The sequence below is a fragment of the Caballeronia sp. LZ028 genome, assembly GCF_031451415.1.
Lineage (GTDB): Bacteria > Pseudomonadota > Gammaproteobacteria > Burkholderiales > Burkholderiaceae > Caballeronia > Caballeronia zhejiangensis.
Genome location: NZ_JARUXN010000003.1, coordinates 286,153 through 301,514, shown reverse-complemented (window position 1 = coordinate 301,514; position 15,362 = coordinate 286,153). Strand labels below are relative to the sequence as shown.

19 protein-coding genes are annotated in these 15,362 nt (G+C 65.4%); 8 read left to right on the top strand and 11 right to left on the bottom strand.

What is annotated here, in order from left to right; genetic code table 11:
* Nucleotides 1-101: 101 nt before the first annotated feature.
* From QCE58_RS19005 to QCE58_RS18985, 5 genes are all read right to left on the bottom strand, one after another.
* Nucleotides 102-1,187 (bottom strand): lipocalin-like domain-containing protein, encoded by a 1,086-nt coding sequence (locus QCE58_RS19005; protein ID WP_250522225.1) that lies wholly within the window; start codon nucleotides 1,185-1,187, stop codon nucleotides 102-104.
* On the bottom strand, nucleotides 1,187-3,730 hold the full coding sequence (locus QCE58_RS19000) for an FtsX-like permease family protein (protein WP_250522224.1): 2,544 nt from the start codon (nucleotides 3,728-3,730) through the stop codon (nucleotides 1,187-1,189). Before QCE58_RS19000 ends, QCE58_RS19005 begins: the two co-directional genes overlap by 1 nt.
* On the bottom strand, nucleotides 3,727-4,416 hold the full coding sequence (locus QCE58_RS18995) for an ABC transporter ATP-binding protein (RefSeq protein ID WP_008347621.1): 690 nt from the start codon (nucleotides 4,414-4,416) through the stop codon (nucleotides 3,727-3,729). Before QCE58_RS18995 ends, QCE58_RS19000 begins: the two co-directional genes overlap by 4 nt.
* A 54-nt stretch (nucleotides 4,417-4,470) precedes the next feature.
* Nucleotides 4,471-5,046: a DUF1993 family protein gene (locus QCE58_RS18990; protein ID WP_008347619.1), complete on the bottom strand. Its 576-nt coding sequence runs from the start codon at nucleotides 5,044-5,046 to the stop codon at nucleotides 4,471-4,473.
* A 72-nt stretch (nucleotides 5,047-5,118) separates the two neighbouring features.
* On the bottom strand, nucleotides 5,119-6,639 hold the full coding sequence (locus QCE58_RS18985; RefSeq protein ID WP_250522223.1) for a PQQ-binding-like beta-propeller repeat protein: 1,521 nt from the start codon (nucleotides 6,637-6,639) through the stop codon (nucleotides 5,119-5,121).
* Here QCE58_RS18985 and QCE58_RS18980 point away from each other — a divergent pair.
* Nucleotides 6,626-6,973: a hypothetical protein gene (locus tag QCE58_RS18980; RefSeq protein ID WP_250522222.1), complete on the top strand. Its 348-nt coding sequence runs from the start codon at nucleotides 6,626-6,628 to the stop codon at nucleotides 6,971-6,973. The two genes, QCE58_RS18985 and QCE58_RS18980, sit on opposite strands and share 14 nt — an antisense overlap.
* Before the next feature lie 246 nt (nucleotides 6,974-7,219).
* On the opposite strand, the gene QCE58_RS18975 is transcribed toward QCE58_RS18980, so the two are convergent.
* A complete protein-coding gene (locus QCE58_RS18975) occupies nucleotides 7,220-7,402 on the bottom strand; it encodes a hypothetical protein (RefSeq protein WP_250522221.1) in 183 nt (60 codons plus the stop codon).
* 131 nt (nucleotides 7,403-7,533) lie between these two features.
* Between QCE58_RS18975 and QCE58_RS18970 the strand changes: the two genes are divergently transcribed.
* From QCE58_RS18970 to fnr, 6 genes are all read left to right on the top strand, one after another.
* Nucleotides 7,534-7,761: a hypothetical protein gene (locus QCE58_RS18970; RefSeq protein WP_008347615.1), complete on the top strand. Its 228-nt coding sequence runs from the start codon at nucleotides 7,534-7,536 to the stop codon at nucleotides 7,759-7,761.
* Nucleotides 7,762-7,845: 84 nt separating this feature from the next.
* A complete protein-coding gene (locus QCE58_RS18965; RefSeq protein ID WP_008347614.1) occupies nucleotides 7,846-8,076 on the top strand; it encodes a hypothetical protein in 231 nt (76 codons plus the stop codon).
* A gap of 45 nt (nucleotides 8,077-8,121) precedes the next feature.
* Nucleotides 8,122-9,204 (top strand): PAS domain S-box protein, encoded by a 1,083-nt coding sequence (locus QCE58_RS18960; RefSeq protein ID WP_250522220.1) that lies wholly within the window; start codon nucleotides 8,122-8,124, stop codon nucleotides 9,202-9,204.
* A gap of 84 nt (nucleotides 9,205-9,288) precedes the next feature.
* On the top strand, nucleotides 9,289-9,756 hold the full coding sequence (locus tag QCE58_RS18955; RefSeq protein ID WP_008347612.1) for a universal stress protein: 468 nt from the start codon (nucleotides 9,289-9,291) through the stop codon (nucleotides 9,754-9,756).
* Nucleotides 9,753-10,400 (top strand): response regulator transcription factor, encoded by a 648-nt coding sequence (locus QCE58_RS18950; RefSeq protein ID WP_008347611.1) that lies wholly within the window; start codon nucleotides 9,753-9,755, stop codon nucleotides 10,398-10,400. The genes QCE58_RS18955 and QCE58_RS18950 overlap by 4 nt, the downstream gene beginning before the upstream one ends.
* A gap of 162 nt (nucleotides 10,401-10,562) precedes the next feature.
* The gene (gene fnr, locus QCE58_RS18945) at nucleotides 10,563-11,297 is read left to right on the top strand and encodes a fumarate/nitrate reduction transcriptional regulator Fnr (RefSeq protein WP_250522219.1); all 735 of its coding nucleotides are present in this window, start codon (nucleotides 10,563-10,565) and stop codon (nucleotides 11,295-11,297) included.
* Here the strand turns inward: fnr and QCE58_RS18940 are convergent.
* The 4 genes from QCE58_RS18940 to QCE58_RS18925 form a co-directional block, all read right to left on the bottom strand.
* Nucleotides 11,273-11,578, bottom strand: a complete 306-nt coding sequence (locus tag QCE58_RS18940) for a DUF1488 domain-containing protein (RefSeq protein ID WP_008347608.1) — start codon at nucleotides 11,576-11,578, stop codon at nucleotides 11,273-11,275. The genes fnr and QCE58_RS18940 overlap by 25 nt on opposite strands.
* A 94-nt stretch (nucleotides 11,579-11,672) precedes the next feature.
* A complete protein-coding gene (locus tag QCE58_RS18935) occupies nucleotides 11,673-11,984 on the bottom strand; it encodes a hypothetical protein (RefSeq protein ID WP_250522218.1) in 312 nt (103 codons plus the stop codon).
* Nucleotides 11,985-12,036: 52 nt separating this feature from the next.
* Nucleotides 12,037-12,483, bottom strand: coding sequence for a universal stress protein (locus QCE58_RS18930; RefSeq protein ID WP_008347606.1), 447 nt, complete (start codon nucleotides 12,481-12,483; stop codon nucleotides 12,037-12,039).
* Nucleotides 12,484-12,525: 42 nt separating this feature from the next.
* Nucleotides 12,526-13,563 (bottom strand): zinc-dependent alcohol dehydrogenase family protein, encoded by a 1,038-nt coding sequence (locus QCE58_RS18925; RefSeq protein WP_008347604.1) that lies wholly within the window; start codon nucleotides 13,561-13,563, stop codon nucleotides 12,526-12,528.
* 153 nt (nucleotides 13,564-13,716) lie between these two features.
* Between QCE58_RS18925 and QCE58_RS18920 the strand changes: the two genes are divergently transcribed.
* Nucleotides 13,717-13,911, top strand: coding sequence for a hypothetical protein (locus QCE58_RS18920; protein ID WP_008347602.1), 195 nt, complete (start codon nucleotides 13,717-13,719; stop codon nucleotides 13,909-13,911).
* 19 nt (nucleotides 13,912-13,930) lie between these two features.
* Here QCE58_RS18920 and QCE58_RS18915 read toward each other — a convergent pair whose 3' ends face one another.
* Nucleotides 13,931-15,271, bottom strand: coding sequence for an MFS transporter (locus QCE58_RS18915; RefSeq protein WP_309780048.1), 1,341 nt, complete (start codon nucleotides 15,269-15,271; stop codon nucleotides 13,931-13,933).
* Nucleotides 15,272-15,362 lie beyond the last annotated feature (91 nt).

Below are 15,362 nucleotides of genomic sequence, written 5' to 3'. Positions count from 1 at the left end.
GTCGAGCGAGACTATGAGACTTTTCTTAAACGAAGCTTAAGCTGCCCCTTTTTACGCTTTTGTACGAAGTTTCGCTACAGTTGCACGAGGATGCCGCCACTTCACCGCTTTTCGATCTCGATCGTCTTTGCGTATCCCGTCAGTTCGAGATATCCGCGTCCTTTTCCGCCGTCGCCGTCGAGCGTGACCGCGCCTTCCCAGTACAGCGCGCCGGTCGAATCGCGCGAGTCGAGTTCCTGATCGTCGATGAGCGGAGTCAGCCGCCAGCGCATTCCGCCGACGCGCAGGTTCATCGCCACCGGATACGTCGTGTTCGTGCGTGGCGAGCGCCACTCGCGCTCGGGCGTGAATTCCACATCGCCGGGGCCGAATTGTCGGGTGCGGCCGTCGCGATCGCGCAAAGCGGCGTGCGCCCAGACCGAATGGCCGTCGCGGGCGCGGACCTTGAAGGCCATCAGCGCGGAGCCGTCGTCGAGATTCGCGCCGAGCCAGTCCCAGCCGGCCGCATCGGATGGCAGCAACGTGCTCGACCATTCGTGGTCGAGCCAGGCACGGCCCGTCACGGCGACGCTCGCGCTCTCCTTCCCCGATGCCGATGGCCGCACGACGCTGCCCGTCACCTTGAGCTGCGGCTCGCTGTAGTAATAGCTCGCCTGCTCCGTCGAAGGCCCTTTGCGCGAGTAGCCGCCTTCGCCTTGGAACATCGGCGGCTGCGTCGGCGTGAAGGTGAGATGGAGCGCGAATCCGGCGGCATCGGCGATGACCGTGTAGCTGCCGTCCGCCGCGCGCGACATGCGCCATGTGTCGAGCTTGACGTCGGTGTTGCCTTCCTTCGCGTACGCCAGACCGAAGCCCTGCCGCGCGATGTTCTGATCGTGCGCGAGCCGCCCGTACGCGGGATCGGACAACGCCGCATGCGCGATGACGAGTTGCGACGGATCGAACGCGCTCTTGCCGTGCTTCTTGCCGGTGTTCGAGCGAAAGAACGTGATCTGAAACCCGAGCGGCTGGTGCTCCGCCGTCTCGAGCCAGCCGGTCGCGTACCACCATTCCGTGCGATACGGCGGATGCGCGCCGCTGTCCTTCGGCCAGTCGATGACGTGGCCGGGCACGACGGGCGCGAACTTCGGCTCGCCGGCGAATGCGGTCATCGACATGAGCATCAACGCGAAAAGCAGCGCGCGCATCACCAGTCCTCCCGCACGGCGCGCACCGCATCGACCGACACGGCGCGCCGGCCCGACAGCACCGCCGTCGCGCACGACGACACCATCATCACGCACGCGATCGCCGCGATCATCGTCGACGGAATGTGCAGCGACATGCTCCAGTGAAACGACTGCGGATTCACGACGAACACGAGAATCAGGCTGATCGCGAAGCCGAGCACGCAGCCCATCGCGATGCCGAGCAGCGTGAGCCAGCCCGCTTCCGAAGCGAGCAGCCCGAGAATCTGCGCGCGCGTCACGCCGACGTGCCGCAGCATGCCGAATTCGCGCGAGCGCGCGAGCGTCTGCATCGAAAACGTCGCGCCGACGCCGAACAGCCCGATGACGATCGCGACCGCTTCGAGCAGATACGTCACGGCGAAACTGCGGTCGAAAATGGTCAGCGTGCGCGCGCGGATCTCGCCCGGTTGCGAGAATTCGAGCGCGCCGCCGAAGGGCAGCTTTTTGATCGCGTCGATGACCTGCGCCGCGCCCGAACCCGCGCGCAACGTAATGGCGATGTCGGTGGCGGCCGTGTCGCCGGTCAGCCGCCGATAGTCCGCGATACGCATTTGCAGCGCGCCCGTCTGCCGCACGTAGTCGCGCCATATGCCCGCGACGACGAAGCGCTCGCCCGCGCCGCCGACGGGCAAGCTCACGCGCTCGCCCACGCGATAGCCATACAGATCGGCCATCGCTTCCGAGGCCCAGACCGGCGTTTCGCCCGCGCGCCACGCGGATGGCGGCAACGCATCGCCGGTCATCTGCAACGTCGCGCCGGGATCGGCGGCGTCGAGCTCGCGCGCGATCAGCGCGACCGGCGGCTTCGCGGGATCGAGCGTCAGCTTCGTCGCGCGCGTGAACGCCGCGTGCGCGACGCCATCGACTGCTGCGATCTGCGTTTGCTGATCGGGCTGCAAGCCGCCCGTGTCGCCGCTCGATGCGATCCGCACATAAAGATCCGCCGACAGCAGATGCGCGAGCCAGTCTTCGACGGACACGCGAAAGCTCGTCACCATGATCGCCATCGCGACGATCAGCGTGAAGCTCGACAGCACGCCGCCCATCGCGATCGATGCCTGCCCGGGCGCATTCGCGAGACGCGCGAGCGCGAGCGTCGCGACGGCGTTGCGCGGTTTCATCGCGCGGCGGAACACGATTGCCGTGACACGCGGCATCAGCGCGATGCCGCCGACGAGCAGCAGCGCGACGGCGAGATAACCGCCGATGGGCGCATCGAAAACGGGCGGCGCCTGCGTCAGCGCCGCGCCTGCCGCGAGGCACGCGAGCGCGGGCCACGGCGTGCCGAGCGGTGCGAGCGCGGCTTCTTCGCTGCCCGCCTTCAACGCGGGCGCGGGCCGGGCGCGCGCCGCTTCGAGCGCGGGAACGAGCGTGCCCGCGAGCGCGACGCCGATGCCCAGCGCGAGAAAGATCGCGCTCGCTAGCGGATCGAAGACGACGCGCGGCTCGACGCCCGGAAAATATCCGCCGCCGAGATCGCTGCCGAAAAAGCGCAACGCGAGCGCCGCGACCGTGAAGCCGAGCGCGATGCCGAGCACGCCGCCCACCACGCCGAGCAGCGCGCCTTCGAGCATGATCTGCCGCACGAGCGATGCGCGCGTCATGCCGAGCACGCGCAGCATCGCGAATTGCGCGCGACGGCGCACGACGCCCGCGGCTTGCGTCGAGAACACGAGAAACGCGCCGGTAAACAGCGCGACGAGCGCGAGCACGTTCATATTGATGCGATACGCGCGCGACAGCCGGTCCGTCCGGCTCTCGATATCCTGCGTGCCGGTCACGACGAGCCGCGCGCCGAGTTCGCGTTGCAGCGTCTCGCGGAACGCATCGCGATCGACGCCGCGCGCGAGTTGCACATCCACGCGCGATAGCTTGCCCGCCATGCCGAAGCGGTTCTGCACGGCGGCGATATCCATCACCGCGATGCGCTGGCCGGGACGCGTTCGCGCGATGCCGCCCGCGACGCGCAACGTCACCGGCGACGTGCCGCTTTGCAATTCGATGCGTCCGCCATCGCGCGCGGCGAGCCAGGCGAGCGCGGCGGGCGAAAGAAAGATCGCGTCATCGGCGAGAACATCGAACGATGCTTCCGGCGAGGGCACGCCGGTCAGGTCCGGCGCGATGCGCTTCGCGCGGAACACGTCGATGCCGAGCACCTTGAGCGGCGCGTTCTTGCCGGGCACGGCGACATCGAGTTCGAGCACCGGACTCGCGGCGGCCACGCCCGCGCGCGTCGCGAGCCGCGGATAAACGTTCTCGTCGATGAAAGGCTGCGCGCCGCGCACTTGCAAGTCGGCTTGACCGGAAAGGCTGCGCGCGGCGGCGGAAAACTCGTTGAACGCCGCGCCGTTGATGAGCTGCACCGCATAACCGAGCCCGACGCCGAGCGCGATCGTCAGCATGGCGACGAGCGCGCGTCCGCGATGGCTGCGCCATTGCGCGCCGAGCAGCCAGCGCGTGAGCGTGTCGACGAATCCGCTTCCGGCGGCGATATCGCTCATCGGGCGAGCGTCGCGGCGTGCAAGGCGCCGTCGCGCAGAATCACGACGCGATCCGCGAACGCGGCCGCCGCTTCGGAATGCGTGACCATCACCGTCGCGGCGCGCGTCGCCTTGGTTTCGGCGCGCAGCAATTCGAGCACTTCGTGCGCGGTCTGCGGATCGAGATTGCCGGTGGGTTCATCGGCGAGAATGAGGCGCGGCCGATGCACCAGCGCGCGCGCAATCGCCACGCGCTGCAACTCGCCGCCGGAAAGCTGGCGCGGCATGTCATCGCCGCGTCCGTCGAGGCCGACCGCCGCGAGCATGGCGCGCGCGGGCGCGGGCGGCATGCCGTTCAGCAGCAGCGGCACCGCGACGTTCTGATACAGCGTCAGATGCGGCAGGACGTGAAACGCCTGGAACACGAAGCCGAGCTTTTGCCGGCGCAGGCGCGTGGCGGCGTCGTCGGGAAGCGTCGAGATCGATGCGCCGTCGATCAGCACGTCGCCGCTATCGGCGGTGTCGAGGCCCGCGATCAGATTGAGCAGCGTCGATTTGCCGACGCCCGAGTCGCCCATGATCGCGACGAACTCGCCCGCGCCGAGCGCGAAGTCGAGCGCGTCGAGCACGATGCGGCCGCTGCCGTAGGTTTTCGTCAGGCGGCGGCATTCGAGGGCGGGAGAAACGTTCGGGTCGGCGGGTCGCATGGCGCAAGGTCGTAGTTCGTGTCTGCGCAAGCATTGTGCCGAAGTCGCGCGGATTCAGCCCGATTGGGGCAGCGTGCCGGGCCGGATATACGAGAACATGTGCGCCACGTAATCCGGCTTGCCGAGCGGCACGCCGTGGTTGCGCAGGATCGCGTAAGCGGTCATCGCGTGGAAATAGAACTGCGGCAGCGACCAGTCGCGCGCGTATTGCTCGCCGGTCATGTCGAAGACGATGCCGTTCGGCAGATCGAGCGCGATCGGCTCGCCGGTTCCGGCGTCGAGCGCATCGGAAGTGAGGTTCGAGAGCAATGCGATCGCATCGGCGATGCAGGCTTGCGCATCGGCGAACGTGCCCGGCGCTTCGTTCGAATGCGCGCCTTCTTTCCGCACGCGCAGCACTGTCTGCGGCAGGTCTTCGCCGCGCAGCCGGTACACCGGTTCCTGTGCCTGAAAGCACACGAAGCGCACTTGCGCGGCGAGCGGAAACATGTCGGGCGCGAGACGCAAGGTCATCAGCGCGTCGGGATTCGCGCCTTTCTCGTGCTGAAATGCAGCGGCTTTATCGAGCCACGCCGACAGGTTCTTCAACGTCTGCACGAACGTCGGAACGAGAAGACGGGTCAGTTGCATCGGAAGCTCCATGGGTCGAGGTAACGCGAAGGTAACGCGATCTTATATCGATGCGGCCCCGACCCGCGCCAGTCATCCGCCGAGCAGACCGAACACCATCACGCCCGTCTTTGTGCCGACGTAGACCTTGCCGTTCGCGACCGTCGGCGAGATGAACTTGTTGTTGCCGAACTGATCGCGCGTGCCCGCCTGATTGCTGTTGTAAAGCTCGATCGCGAGATTGCTCGCGTCGTAGGCATGCAGCACGGCGGTCGGCGTGGTGTTCTCGACGCCCCATACGATGCCGTCGGTATTGCCATTCGCGGAAATGACCGGCGCGAGGCCCGGAAAATTCCAGTTGCCCGCGGGACTCGTCGTCTGGCTCGATGCGCTTGTCGCGACCATCGCGTTGACGACTGGCAGCGCCTTCAGATGATCGCCCGCCGGGCCGACGTAGATCGTGTTGTTGTAGAACGCCGGCGCGGTGAACATCGGACCGGTGATCGTCGAGTAAAGCGGCTGATAGATGTGATCCGCGTTCGAATCGAACTTGCCCATCGAATCGCGGTTCACGACGTAGAGGACGCGCGTCTTGCCGCCGCCTATCGCGAGATGCTGCACGTTGCCGTTGATGTCGATGACATCGGGCAGCACGAGCACGCCGCCCGAGCCGAGATCCAGATCCTGGTTCGATTCCACCACGGTGTTCGACGGCTCGAAGTAATCGTTGACCTGAAGCGCGAACGTCGCGCTCGGCGTGACCTTGAGGAAGCCGTTGCCGAAGTTGTTCCTGATCGGCATGTCCTGCGCGTTGATGGTCGCGTCGAACGTGCCGTTGCCGTCGAGGAAATAGATCGACGTGCCGTCCGATGCCAGGCCCGCGCCGCCCATCCAGATGCCGCCCATCTCGCCGTTCGGCGTGACGTTGAGGATGCCCGTCTGCTTGAGCGTGTCCGCGCTGTAGCCGATGAGCCAGCCGGTATACGGCAGCGTGTCGCAATGCGAGCTCCACGCCGTATAGACGACGCCGTTCAGCAGCAGCAGCGACGCGCGCTCGATGTACTGGCCCGGCGTGAACGGCACGACGCCGTTCACGCTGCCCGATCCGGTGCCGGGATACGAGCCGGTGATTTCGGTCGGGCCGCCGAACAGTTCGCCGCCCGTTGCGATGTCGATGGCGTGGATGCGCTGGTGATACGCGCCGCCGCTGTCCTTCGACATGCCGACGACATAGATCACGCCGTTGGGCCCGCGCGAGCGGTCGATGACCGGCGTCGCCGTGATGCCGATTTTCGGCGTGGTCTGGTCGCAGCCGTGATCGTCGCTCGGCACTTCGCCCGCGCCGAGCGTCGAGACTTGCCAGAGCACGGCGCCGGTGTCGGCATCGAACGCGTAGAGGGTCGCGTTCTCGGTCGCGACGTACAGCACGTTATGCGTGCCGCCCGCGATCGGCACGTTGGCGAGAAAGAGCGGTTGCGCATCGACGGCGCCATCGACGGCATAGAAGCCGAGCTTGCCGAACGTGGACGACTTCACGCTGGCGAGCGTGAGCCGGGTCTCGGCGAGCTGCTGCGCGGTGCGGCGGATGTCGTTGTGATACGTGGTGACATCCATCGGAGTCGATGCGGACGGCGAGTTCGTCGCGGGAGCGCTTGCGCTCGCGGGCGAGCTCGCGCCGTTTGCCGACGATGCGGCCGAAGGACTGGATGCCGACGCTGGGCTCGACGCCGACGCGGGACCGGATGCCGACGCGGAGCCGCCGGATGTCGAGGACGGATCGGAGGAGCTTCCTCCGCTGCATCCACCGATGATTGCTGCGATAGCGACTGCGATCACGCCAACCGATAAATGCCCTTTCATCTGCGATCTCCGTTCAGGAGGGGCCGGCCCCGGTGCAGTCGCGATTATTGTCTGCAACGGCTTAAAAAAGTGGACGACGGTCGGCTGAACGCTAGGCTTTGGCGGAACGGTCGGCGGGCTGTATGTATGCGTCTCACGAATTCGCAGACAGCGGAAAAAAACCCGGACGATCGGGCAGCCAGCGCGGACGTGCGGGCAGGACTGCAAGCGGACGTTAAAGGCACAGTAAGGCTCAGGACGGGACCCGATTCGTATCGCTATCGCAGCACTGTGCGGTCTTGCCCGATTTCGACAGATGTTTTCGAGGTGAGACGCAGATGAAACGCTTGACCGCTCAGGTGATGTGCCACCCGCTCGTCGCGATCGCGGCGCTTTTCGCAGCCGATCTGCTGATGCGCTCCGATTCGGGGCTCTCCGGCGCGATGTACGTCGTTGCGGCGAAGTCGATATCGAGACTGTTCAACGCGATGCGCAGAGGCGCGACCCGATGCCCGCCCGATTGGTCGGACTTAAGCATTTGCATGGGAAAAGTAAAAAAGCTTAAATCGGATTAAGCGACAAAAATTGAACGGTTAGGCTTACTGCTTACGGAATGTAGGCAAACGTCAGAATTGCCACGCCGGCAAAACATTAGAACCTGAGAGAGCAATGAATCGACCCGACGACGTGATCTACAAAGGGCACGTACTGAGCGCGACCGCCGTCCCGGAGCAGGACAGATACGCGGCGATGCTCATCGTGCGAGAACCGGACGGCACGCGCCGTTCGAGCGGAATGCTCGGCGAATTCGCCAGCGAAACGGGCGCGGTGCGCTACGCGTTCGCTTACGGCATGGCCGAGATCGACTATCGACAGTCAGTGCAGAACCCGCGCTGATCCGCGCTGATCCGCGCGCATTCGCTCTCACGCCGCGGCATGCCTGCCGCATAAGCCTTTCGATCATCTCCACCGGTCAAATCTATGATCATCTATCATCGGGGAGCGGCTTTTAAGCCCTCCGCCACCCGTGTAGGCAACGCGTTCGTCGCGACCGCGTCGATTCTCGAAGAGGACGGCCATGCCACCTCGCTCGGCAATCTCGGCGCATTCGCAAGCAAGGACGGCGCGCTCGGCTTCGCGGTGCGCTGCGCGACCGCGTTTCTCGACGGCGACGAGCTGCCCTTGCCGCCCTTTCAGATGATGAAGCAATAGCGCCGCAACGCGTCGACGTTGCAAGCGCATCCGCCCGTTGCAACGATGACCGACTGCTCCGCGACCGAACCCGGCAACACGCCTTCGCTGCTGACGGACGCACCTTTCCGTCTGCTGGTCGAAGCGGTCGAGGACTACGCGATCTTCCTGCTCGACGCGCACGGCCACGTCGCGACCTGGAACAACGGCGCGCGGCGGATCAAGGGCTATGACGCGAGCGATATCGTCGGCCGTCATTTTTCCGTCTTCTATCCGGGCGACGATATCGCCGCGCGCAAGCCGCACAACGCCCTCTCGACGGCGGCGCGCGTGGGCCGCGTCGAGGACGAAGGCTGGCGCATCCGCAAAGACGGCAGCCGCTTCTGGGCGAACGTCGTCATCACCGCGTTGCACGATCCGTCGGGTAGTCTGATCGGCTTCGCCAAAGTCACGCGCGACATGACCGACCGCTTGCGGCTCACGGAACTGCAGCATGCGCGCGAGCTCTCCGCGCACGTACAGACGGCGCTGGAAAACGAGCGCGCGTCGATTGCCCGCGAGTTGCACGACGATCTCGGCCAGCAGCTTGCCGCGCTCAAAATGCAGTTGTCGATTCTCGACAGCACCGCGCCGAACGCGCGCTTCAAACAGCAGGCGCTCACGCAAATCGACATGATCATCGGTTCGCTGCGACGCATCGCGGCGGGCCTGCGTCCGCCCGTGCTCGACGATCTCGGCCTTTTCGCCGCAATCGACTGGCTCGTTTGCGATTACCGCCGCCGCTACGATCTGACGATCCATCTGGATATCGAAGGCGACGAGGACGGCTTCGAGGCGACTGCGTCCACGTCGCTCTTCCGGCTCGTGCAGGAAGCGCTGACGAACGTCGTGCGCCACGCGCGGGCATCGGAAGTTCGCATCGCGATCGGCTGCGCGTATGCGCGCTGCACGCTGACGATCGAGGATGACGGCCGCGGCGCGGAGATCGAACGGCCGCGCGCGGCGGGCACGTTCGGCCTGCTCGGCATGGGCGAGCGCGTGCGGCAACTGGGCGGCGTCATCGAGTTTCGCAGCGCGCCGGGCGAAGGCTTTCGCGTCGTCGTGGACATTCCGCTTCATCGCCCCGCCGATGACCGGTCCGTTCCTTGACTTGCGTCAACCGTTTTGCATACGCCGTCCGTAGACTCGATCGCACACCCGCGACGCGCCAACACACCGGATCAGGAGATCGTCATGTACAACCGCATTCTCGTGCCCATCGACGGCAGCCCGACTTCCCTCCACGCCCTCGATGAGGCGATCAGGATCGCAAGCGCGAGCGCGGCGCAAATTCAGCCGCTCTTCGTCGTCGACATGCAGCCCGTTTCCTACGACGCCACGAGCGCGTTCTATCCCGGCCTGCGCGACGCATTGCTGGAGGAAGGCCGGCGGCTCGCTGCGACGGCCACGGAGCGCATGACGCAAGCGGGCGTGAAGGGCACGCCGCGCGTGTGCGAAGTCGAGTATCTCGGCGATGACATCCCGCAGCGCATCCGTCATTGCGCCGACGATTTCCGCGCCGATCTCGTCGTCATGGGCACGCACGGGCGGCGCGGCTTGCGGCGGATCGTGCTCGGCAGCGTCGCGGAAGGTTTCGCGCGGCTGTCGCGGTGTCCCGTTCTGCTGGTGCCGGGCCGCGAAACGGAAGAACCGAATCCATGACGACGAAAGTCCTGATCGCCGATGACCACGCGCTCGTGCGCGACGGCCTGCGCCATATCCTCGCGAACGCGCACGGCTTCGAGGTCGCCGGCGAAGCGAGCGACGGCCCGGGCACGCTCGCGCTCGTGCGCGCAACGGAGGCGGACGTGCTCGTGCTCGATCTGTCGATGCCCGGCCGCAGCGGCCTCGACCTGCTCAAGCAGATCAAGGACGAAAAGCCCGCGCTGCGCATTCTCGTGCTCACGATGCACGCCGAGCAGCAATACGCCGCGCGCGCGTTCAAGGCCGGCGCGTCGGGCTATCTGACGAAGGAAAGCGCGAGCGCGGAGTTGGTCGCGGCGGTCGCCAAGGTCGCGTCGGGCGGCGCGTACGTGAGCCTCGCGATGGCCGAACGCTTCGCGCAAAGCCTCACCGAACCTGACGATGCGCTACCGCATCAGCGATTGTCGAACCGCGAGTTCGAAGTGTTCCGGCGGCTGTGCGCGGGCGAATCCATCAGCGATATCGGCGAGGCGTTGTGCGTGAGCGCGAAGACCATCAGCACCTACAAGGCGCGCATCCTCGAAAAAATGCAGATTCCCCACGAAGCCGCGCTCGTGCGCTACGCGGTGCGCCATCAGCTTTTCGACGACGACAGCGCCTGAATCGAAGCGGCGCGTGTCGGCATTTCCCTACACGTCTTCCCGAATGCCTACGGCACGATCAGCCAGCACCGACATTTTTTCGAGACAGCGCACTCCATAATTGGACAGGTGACATGCGGGATCGCGCGTCGATGCGCGATCCGGTTCGACAGGAGGCGCAGCATGATTTCCGCGAGCGCAGACAGTCCCGGCATGCACGCCGACGCGAAGCCGCCGAGCACGCGTTGCTCGACGTGTTCGATGAAGCGCATCTGCATGCCGTCCGGCTTGTCGCCGGTCGATTATCAGCGTCTCGACGCGATGATCAGCTCGACGCGCTTCGTGCGGCGCGGCGAAACGCTTTTCCGCAGCGGCGATCCCTTCCAGAGTCTCTATGCGCTGCGCAGCGGCTGCTTCAAGACCGTCGTCATGCATCGCGAAGGACACGAGCAGGTCACGGGCTTTCATCTGGCGGCCGAGCCCCTCGGGTTCGACGGCGTGAGCACCGACCGCCACGCGTGCGACGCCATCGCGCTGGAAGACAGCGTCGTCTGCATCGTTCCGTTCGATCTGCTCGAATTGCTGTGCCGCGAAGTGAAGGCGGTGCAGCATCACGTTCATCGCATGATGTGCGGCGAGATCGTGCGCGAATCCAATCTGATGATGCTGCTCGGCACGATGACGGCGGAGCAGCGCGTCGCGGCCTTCCTGCTCAATCTGTCGACGCGCATGAAGGCGCGCGGCTATTCGCCCGCGCAATTCGTGCTGCGCATGACGCGCGAGGAAATCGGCAGCTATCTCGGGCTGAAGATCGAAACGGTCAGCCGCATGTTCTCGCGGCTGCAAAAGGCCGGCGTGATCGACGCGCGCGGCAAGGACGTGCGGATCCTCGATCAGGCGCGGCTCGAAGCAGTCTGAGCGCGCGCTTCGCGAAAGCGGAAAAATCCGCTGCGCAGCATCACCGACGTGCCGCCGACGCGGCTCAGCACATGTTCGGCGGCGCCTTCTATCGACGAGCGATGGCTCTCGAACGCCTGCTGCAGATCTTCCTCACGCCACGACGCCGCGCCGAAGTGATCCTCCAGCGCTTCGGCCGAAATGGTGCACTCGATCGGCTCACCGTCCGCGAAGGCGGCGAAAGTGAGCGAAGGGACATCGCCCTGATAGACGGGCGGCTGACTCGGAAACGTAACGATCATGCCGATACCTCGTGGAACGTTGATGCGACGCGAGCCGGCGCAGCGCATATCCACTTAGTCTTGGCCACGGTTTCGGAGCGCGTATTGATCTGGATCAAATCGCGTCCGGCGCGCCGCGCTGAAGCAGCAACTGAACGGCGTCATCGAATGTATGACGCAGCGCCGCGTTCACGTCGGCGTGTGTGCTGCGTTGCACCGTGACCTGCTCGGAATCGCGCGTGAGCAGAACCAGTTGCGCGTCGAAGACGGTGCGTCCCGCGCGATCGAGCGACGCCTTGATCGTGAGCCTGCAATCGACGATGTCTTTCGCGACGCCCGCAAGCCGCACGAGTTCGGCGCCCGCTTCGCGCTCGATCGCGCTCGAGCCCGCGAAGCCGAGGCAGGCGATCTGCATTCCGAGGCCCATGTCATTGTTCTCCGGTCAGGCCATCGCGCGGGCGCGCCTCACTCGTCGTGGCTCACGCGTCTTTCGCGACATGCTTCGGTGCGCGCGTGAGCAGCACCGGACACGTCGAGCGTCTGACGAACGCTTCCGCGACGCTGCCGAGCGCGAGCCTGCGCAACCCGGTCCGGCCATGCGTGCCCATCACGACGAGATCCGCGGGCATGTGCACCGCGCGGCGCTGCAGGCACTTCGCGATCGTATCGGTGACGTTGCGCGTCTCCGCGAGTTCCGTTTCGCATTCGATGCCCGCGTCGATCACGCGCGCATACGCGATATCGAGCGCGTGCCCGCCTTCCTCGCGCACGTTCACGCGATACTGCGCCGGATACGACGAAAGCGCGGCCACGTCGATCACGTACACGACATTCACTCGCGCACGCGCGCCGATGCGGATCGCTTCGTCGAGCGCGCGTTGCGAGCACTCGCTGCCATCGAGCGCAACCAGGATTTTGCGGTACATCGTTTTCCGGCCCGCACGGCTTCCCGCTGAAGGCCGCCCACTTCAAATTTCGATGATGACCTTCAGCGCGTTCGTCTCCGCCGCGCGGCCAAAGGTGTCGTAAGCGTCGAGCGCGCGCGCGAGCGTGAAGCGGTGCGTGATGAGCTGCTTCGGCTGCAGCCGCCCCGCGCGCACGGTCTTGAGCAGCATCGGCGTGCTGACCGTATCGACGAGACGCGTCGTGATGCTGATGTTGCGATCCCAGAGCGATTCGAGATGCAGATCGGCCTTCACGCCATGCACGCCGACATTCGCGATGGTGCCGCCCGCCGCGACGATCTGCTGGCACAGCTCGAAGGTCGCCGGCACGCCGACCGCTTCGACGGCGCAATCGACGCCCGCGCCATCGGTCAGACGCATGATCTCGGCGACGGCCTCCGTGCGCGCGATGTCGATGCACGCGCTCGCGCCGAACGTACGCGCGATTTCGAGCCGATGCGCGTCGCGATCGATCATGACGATCTGCGCCGGCGCGTAGAACTGCGCGGTGAGCAAGGCGGCGAGACCGACCGGCCCCGCGCCGACTATCGCGACCGTGCTGCCCGGCTGCACGCGCCCGTTGAGCACGCCGCATTCGAAGCCCGTCGGAAGAATGTCGGAGAGCATGACGAGCGCCTCTTCCTCGACATCTGCCGGAATCGGATAGAGGCTCGTATCCGCGTGCGGGATGCGCACGTATTCGGCCTGCGTGCCGTCGATCTTGTGGCCGAGAATCCAGCCGCCCGTCGCGCAGTGCGAATACATGCCGCGTCGGCAGGCCTCGCACTTTCCGCACGACGAAATGCACGAGATCAGCACGCGATCGCCCGGCTTGAACGTCGACACCGCCGCGCCGACGTCCTCGACGACGCCCACGCCTTCGTGACCCAACACGCGGCCGGGCTCGCAGGTGGGAACATCGCCCTTGAGAATGTGCAGATCGGTTCCGCAGATGGTCGTGCGCGTCACGCGAACGATCGCATCGGTGGCGGCGGCGAGCGCGGGTTTCGGCCGCTCGTCGAGCGACTTGATGCCGGGGCCGTGATAGACGAGTGCTTTCATCTGCGAACTCCGTTGCGTGGCGCGTGACGTGAATCGACGCTCTCACTCTATCGGGACGCCCGCGGCTCCGATTGACTTGAATCAAGCGCACGCGCATATCGCGAGTAACATGAAACCACCTGATTGACTGCGTTTTCATTTTCAGGAGGCTGCATGAAAGCGGTGTGTCCGTTGCATGGACCGACGACCATCGTCCGCACGAACGCGTACGGCTTTCCGGTCTATGCGTGCTGCTGCCACGACGTCCCTTATGTCACGCCGCCCGATGCCTGCACGCGCGCGCCGACGCAGCGCGGCGCTCCATCCGAGCCGCAGAAGGCCCGGCAACCGAAGCCCGCGAAGGAGTGACTGCCGGGCGCACGCGTCGTTACGCCGGATCGGCGGCGGCCACGGCGATGGCGTCATTGCGCGAACGACGCGCATCGATCAGACAAACGGCAAGCATCGCGATGACGCCGGGCACCGCGATGGCGACGAAGTTCTGCTGCAGCGGCAACGCCTTGCTCACGAGAAAGCCGATCACGATAGGCGCGAGAATCGCCCCGCTGCGCCCGATGCCAGACGCCCAGCCGATGCCCGTCGAGCGGATCGCTGTCGGATAGAACTGACCGGCGAACGCATACGTGACGATCTGCGTGCCGATCGTCGATGCGCCCGCGAGACCCACCAGGAAAAACAGCACGCCGACCGGCACCTTCACGCCCAACAGGCTGATGGAAATCGCGGCGAGCGCGTACATGGCGATCAGCACGTACTTGATGTTGAAGCGGTCCGCGAGCCATCCGCCGCCGATCGCGCCGATCATCGCGCCGAAGTTCAGAACGAGCACGAATGTGAGCGCCGAGCCGAGGCTGTGCCCCGCGCCAGCCATCAGTTTCGTCAGCCACGAACTCAGCGCGTAGACCATGAAGAGGCACATGAAGAACGCGATCCACAACATGACGGTGCTCATGCCGCGTCCTTCGGCGAAAAGTCGCGCGATCGGCGAACCGGGCGCGGCTTCGCGATCGGAAAGCGCGAAGCGGTCGGCCTCTTGCGGCACATAGCGCGGATCGACGCGCGAAAGAATGTCCTTCAGGCGCGCCGCGCGTTCGTTTCGCACGAGGAATGCGAGCGACTCGGGCATGTACTTGAGGATCACGGGCGCGAGCAGCGCCGGAAGGCCCGCCGCGATGAAGACGGATTGCCAGCCGTAGCGCTCGATCATCCCCTTGCCGACGAGCGCCGCGAGCATGCCGCCGACGGAATATCCGCTGAACATCAGCGAGACCATCGTGCTGCGGATCTTGCGCGGCGAATACTCGGTCATTTGCGCGACGACATTCGGCATGACGCCGCCGATGCCCAGTCCCGCGAGAAAGCGCGCGATGCCGAACGTCACGGGATCGCGCGTCAATCCGGCCGCGGCCGTGAATACGCTGAACAGGAGCAGACAAATGACGATGGCGGGCACGCGGCCGATCCTGTCGGCAATCGTGCCGAGAAACACCGCGCCGATCATCATGCCGAGCAGCGCGGAACTCACCATGAATCCGGCGCTCGTCGGCTGAATGCCCATGTCGCTCATGATCGACGGAAGCGCGATCCCGACGACCGCGAGATCGTATCCGTCGAAGATGATGATGAGCGCGCACCAGAACAGAAGCAGCAAATGAAACTTGCTGAACCGGGCATCGTCGCATAGCTTTTGCACGTCTATTTGCCGCATGGGTGTCTCCAAGGATGTAGGACTTGCTTTGATTCCGCGATTTTTAATGTATTGATCAGGCGGAACGATGAACGCGCGCGCGTTCTCCTTG

Bases quoted from the DNA above. Each gene is read 5' to 3' on its own strand.
- QCE58_RS19005 (WP_250522225.1), bottom strand. From the start codon at position 1,187: ATGCGCGCGCTGCTTTTCGCGTTGATGCTCATGTCGATGACCGCATTC.
- QCE58_RS19000 (WP_250522224.1), bottom strand. From the start codon at position 3,730: ATGAGCGATATCGCCGCCGGAAGCGGATTCGTCGACACGCTCACGCGC.
- QCE58_RS18995 (WP_008347621.1), bottom strand. From the start codon at position 4,416: ATGCGACCCGCCGACCCGAACGTTTCTCCCGCCCTCGAATGCCGCCGC.
- QCE58_RS18990 (WP_008347619.1), bottom strand. From the start codon at position 5,046: ATGCAACTGACCCGTCTTCTCGTTCCGACGTTCGTGCAGACGTTGAAG.
- QCE58_RS18985 (WP_250522223.1), bottom strand. From the start codon at position 6,639: ATGGATGTCACCACGTATCACAACGACATCCGCCGCACCGCGCAGCAG.
- QCE58_RS18975 (WP_250522221.1), bottom strand. From the start codon at position 7,402: ATGCTTAAGTCCGACCAATCGGGCGGGCATCGGGTCGCGCCTCTGCGC.
- QCE58_RS18970 (WP_008347615.1), top strand. From the start codon at position 7,534: ATGAATCGACCCGACGACGTGATCTACAAAGGGCACGTACTGAGCGCG.
- QCE58_RS18965 (WP_008347614.1), top strand. From the start codon at position 7,846: ATGATCATCTATCATCGGGGAGCGGCTTTTAAGCCCTCCGCCACCCGT.
- QCE58_RS18960 (WP_250522220.1), top strand. From the start codon at position 8,122: ATGACCGACTGCTCCGCGACCGAACCCGGCAACACGCCTTCGCTGCTG.
- QCE58_RS18955 (WP_008347612.1), top strand. From the start codon at position 9,289: ATGTACAACCGCATTCTCGTGCCCATCGACGGCAGCCCGACTTCCCTC.
- QCE58_RS18950 (WP_008347611.1), top strand. From the start codon at position 9,753: ATGACGACGAAAGTCCTGATCGCCGATGACCACGCGCTCGTGCGCGAC.
- fnr (WP_250522219.1), top strand. From the start codon at position 10,563: ATGATTTCCGCGAGCGCAGACAGTCCCGGCATGCACGCCGACGCGAAG.
- QCE58_RS18940 (WP_008347608.1), bottom strand. From the start codon at position 11,578: ATGATCGTTACGTTTCCGAGTCAGCCGCCCGTCTATCAGGGCGATGTC.
- QCE58_RS18935 (WP_250522218.1), bottom strand. From the start codon at position 11,984: ATGGGCCTCGGAATGCAGATCGCCTGCCTCGGCTTCGCGGGCTCGAGC.
- QCE58_RS18930 (WP_008347606.1), bottom strand. From the start codon at position 12,483: ATGTACCGCAAAATCCTGGTTGCGCTCGATGGCAGCGAGTGCTCGCAA.
- QCE58_RS18925 (WP_008347604.1), bottom strand. From the start codon at position 13,563: ATGAAAGCACTCGTCTATCACGGCCCCGGCATCAAGTCGCTCGACGAG.
- QCE58_RS18920 (WP_008347602.1), top strand. From the start codon at position 13,717: ATGAAAGCGGTGTGTCCGTTGCATGGACCGACGACCATCGTCCGCACG.
- QCE58_RS18915 (WP_309780048.1), bottom strand. From the start codon at position 15,271: ATGCGGCAAATAGACGTGCAAAAGCTATGCGACGATGCCCGGTTCAGC.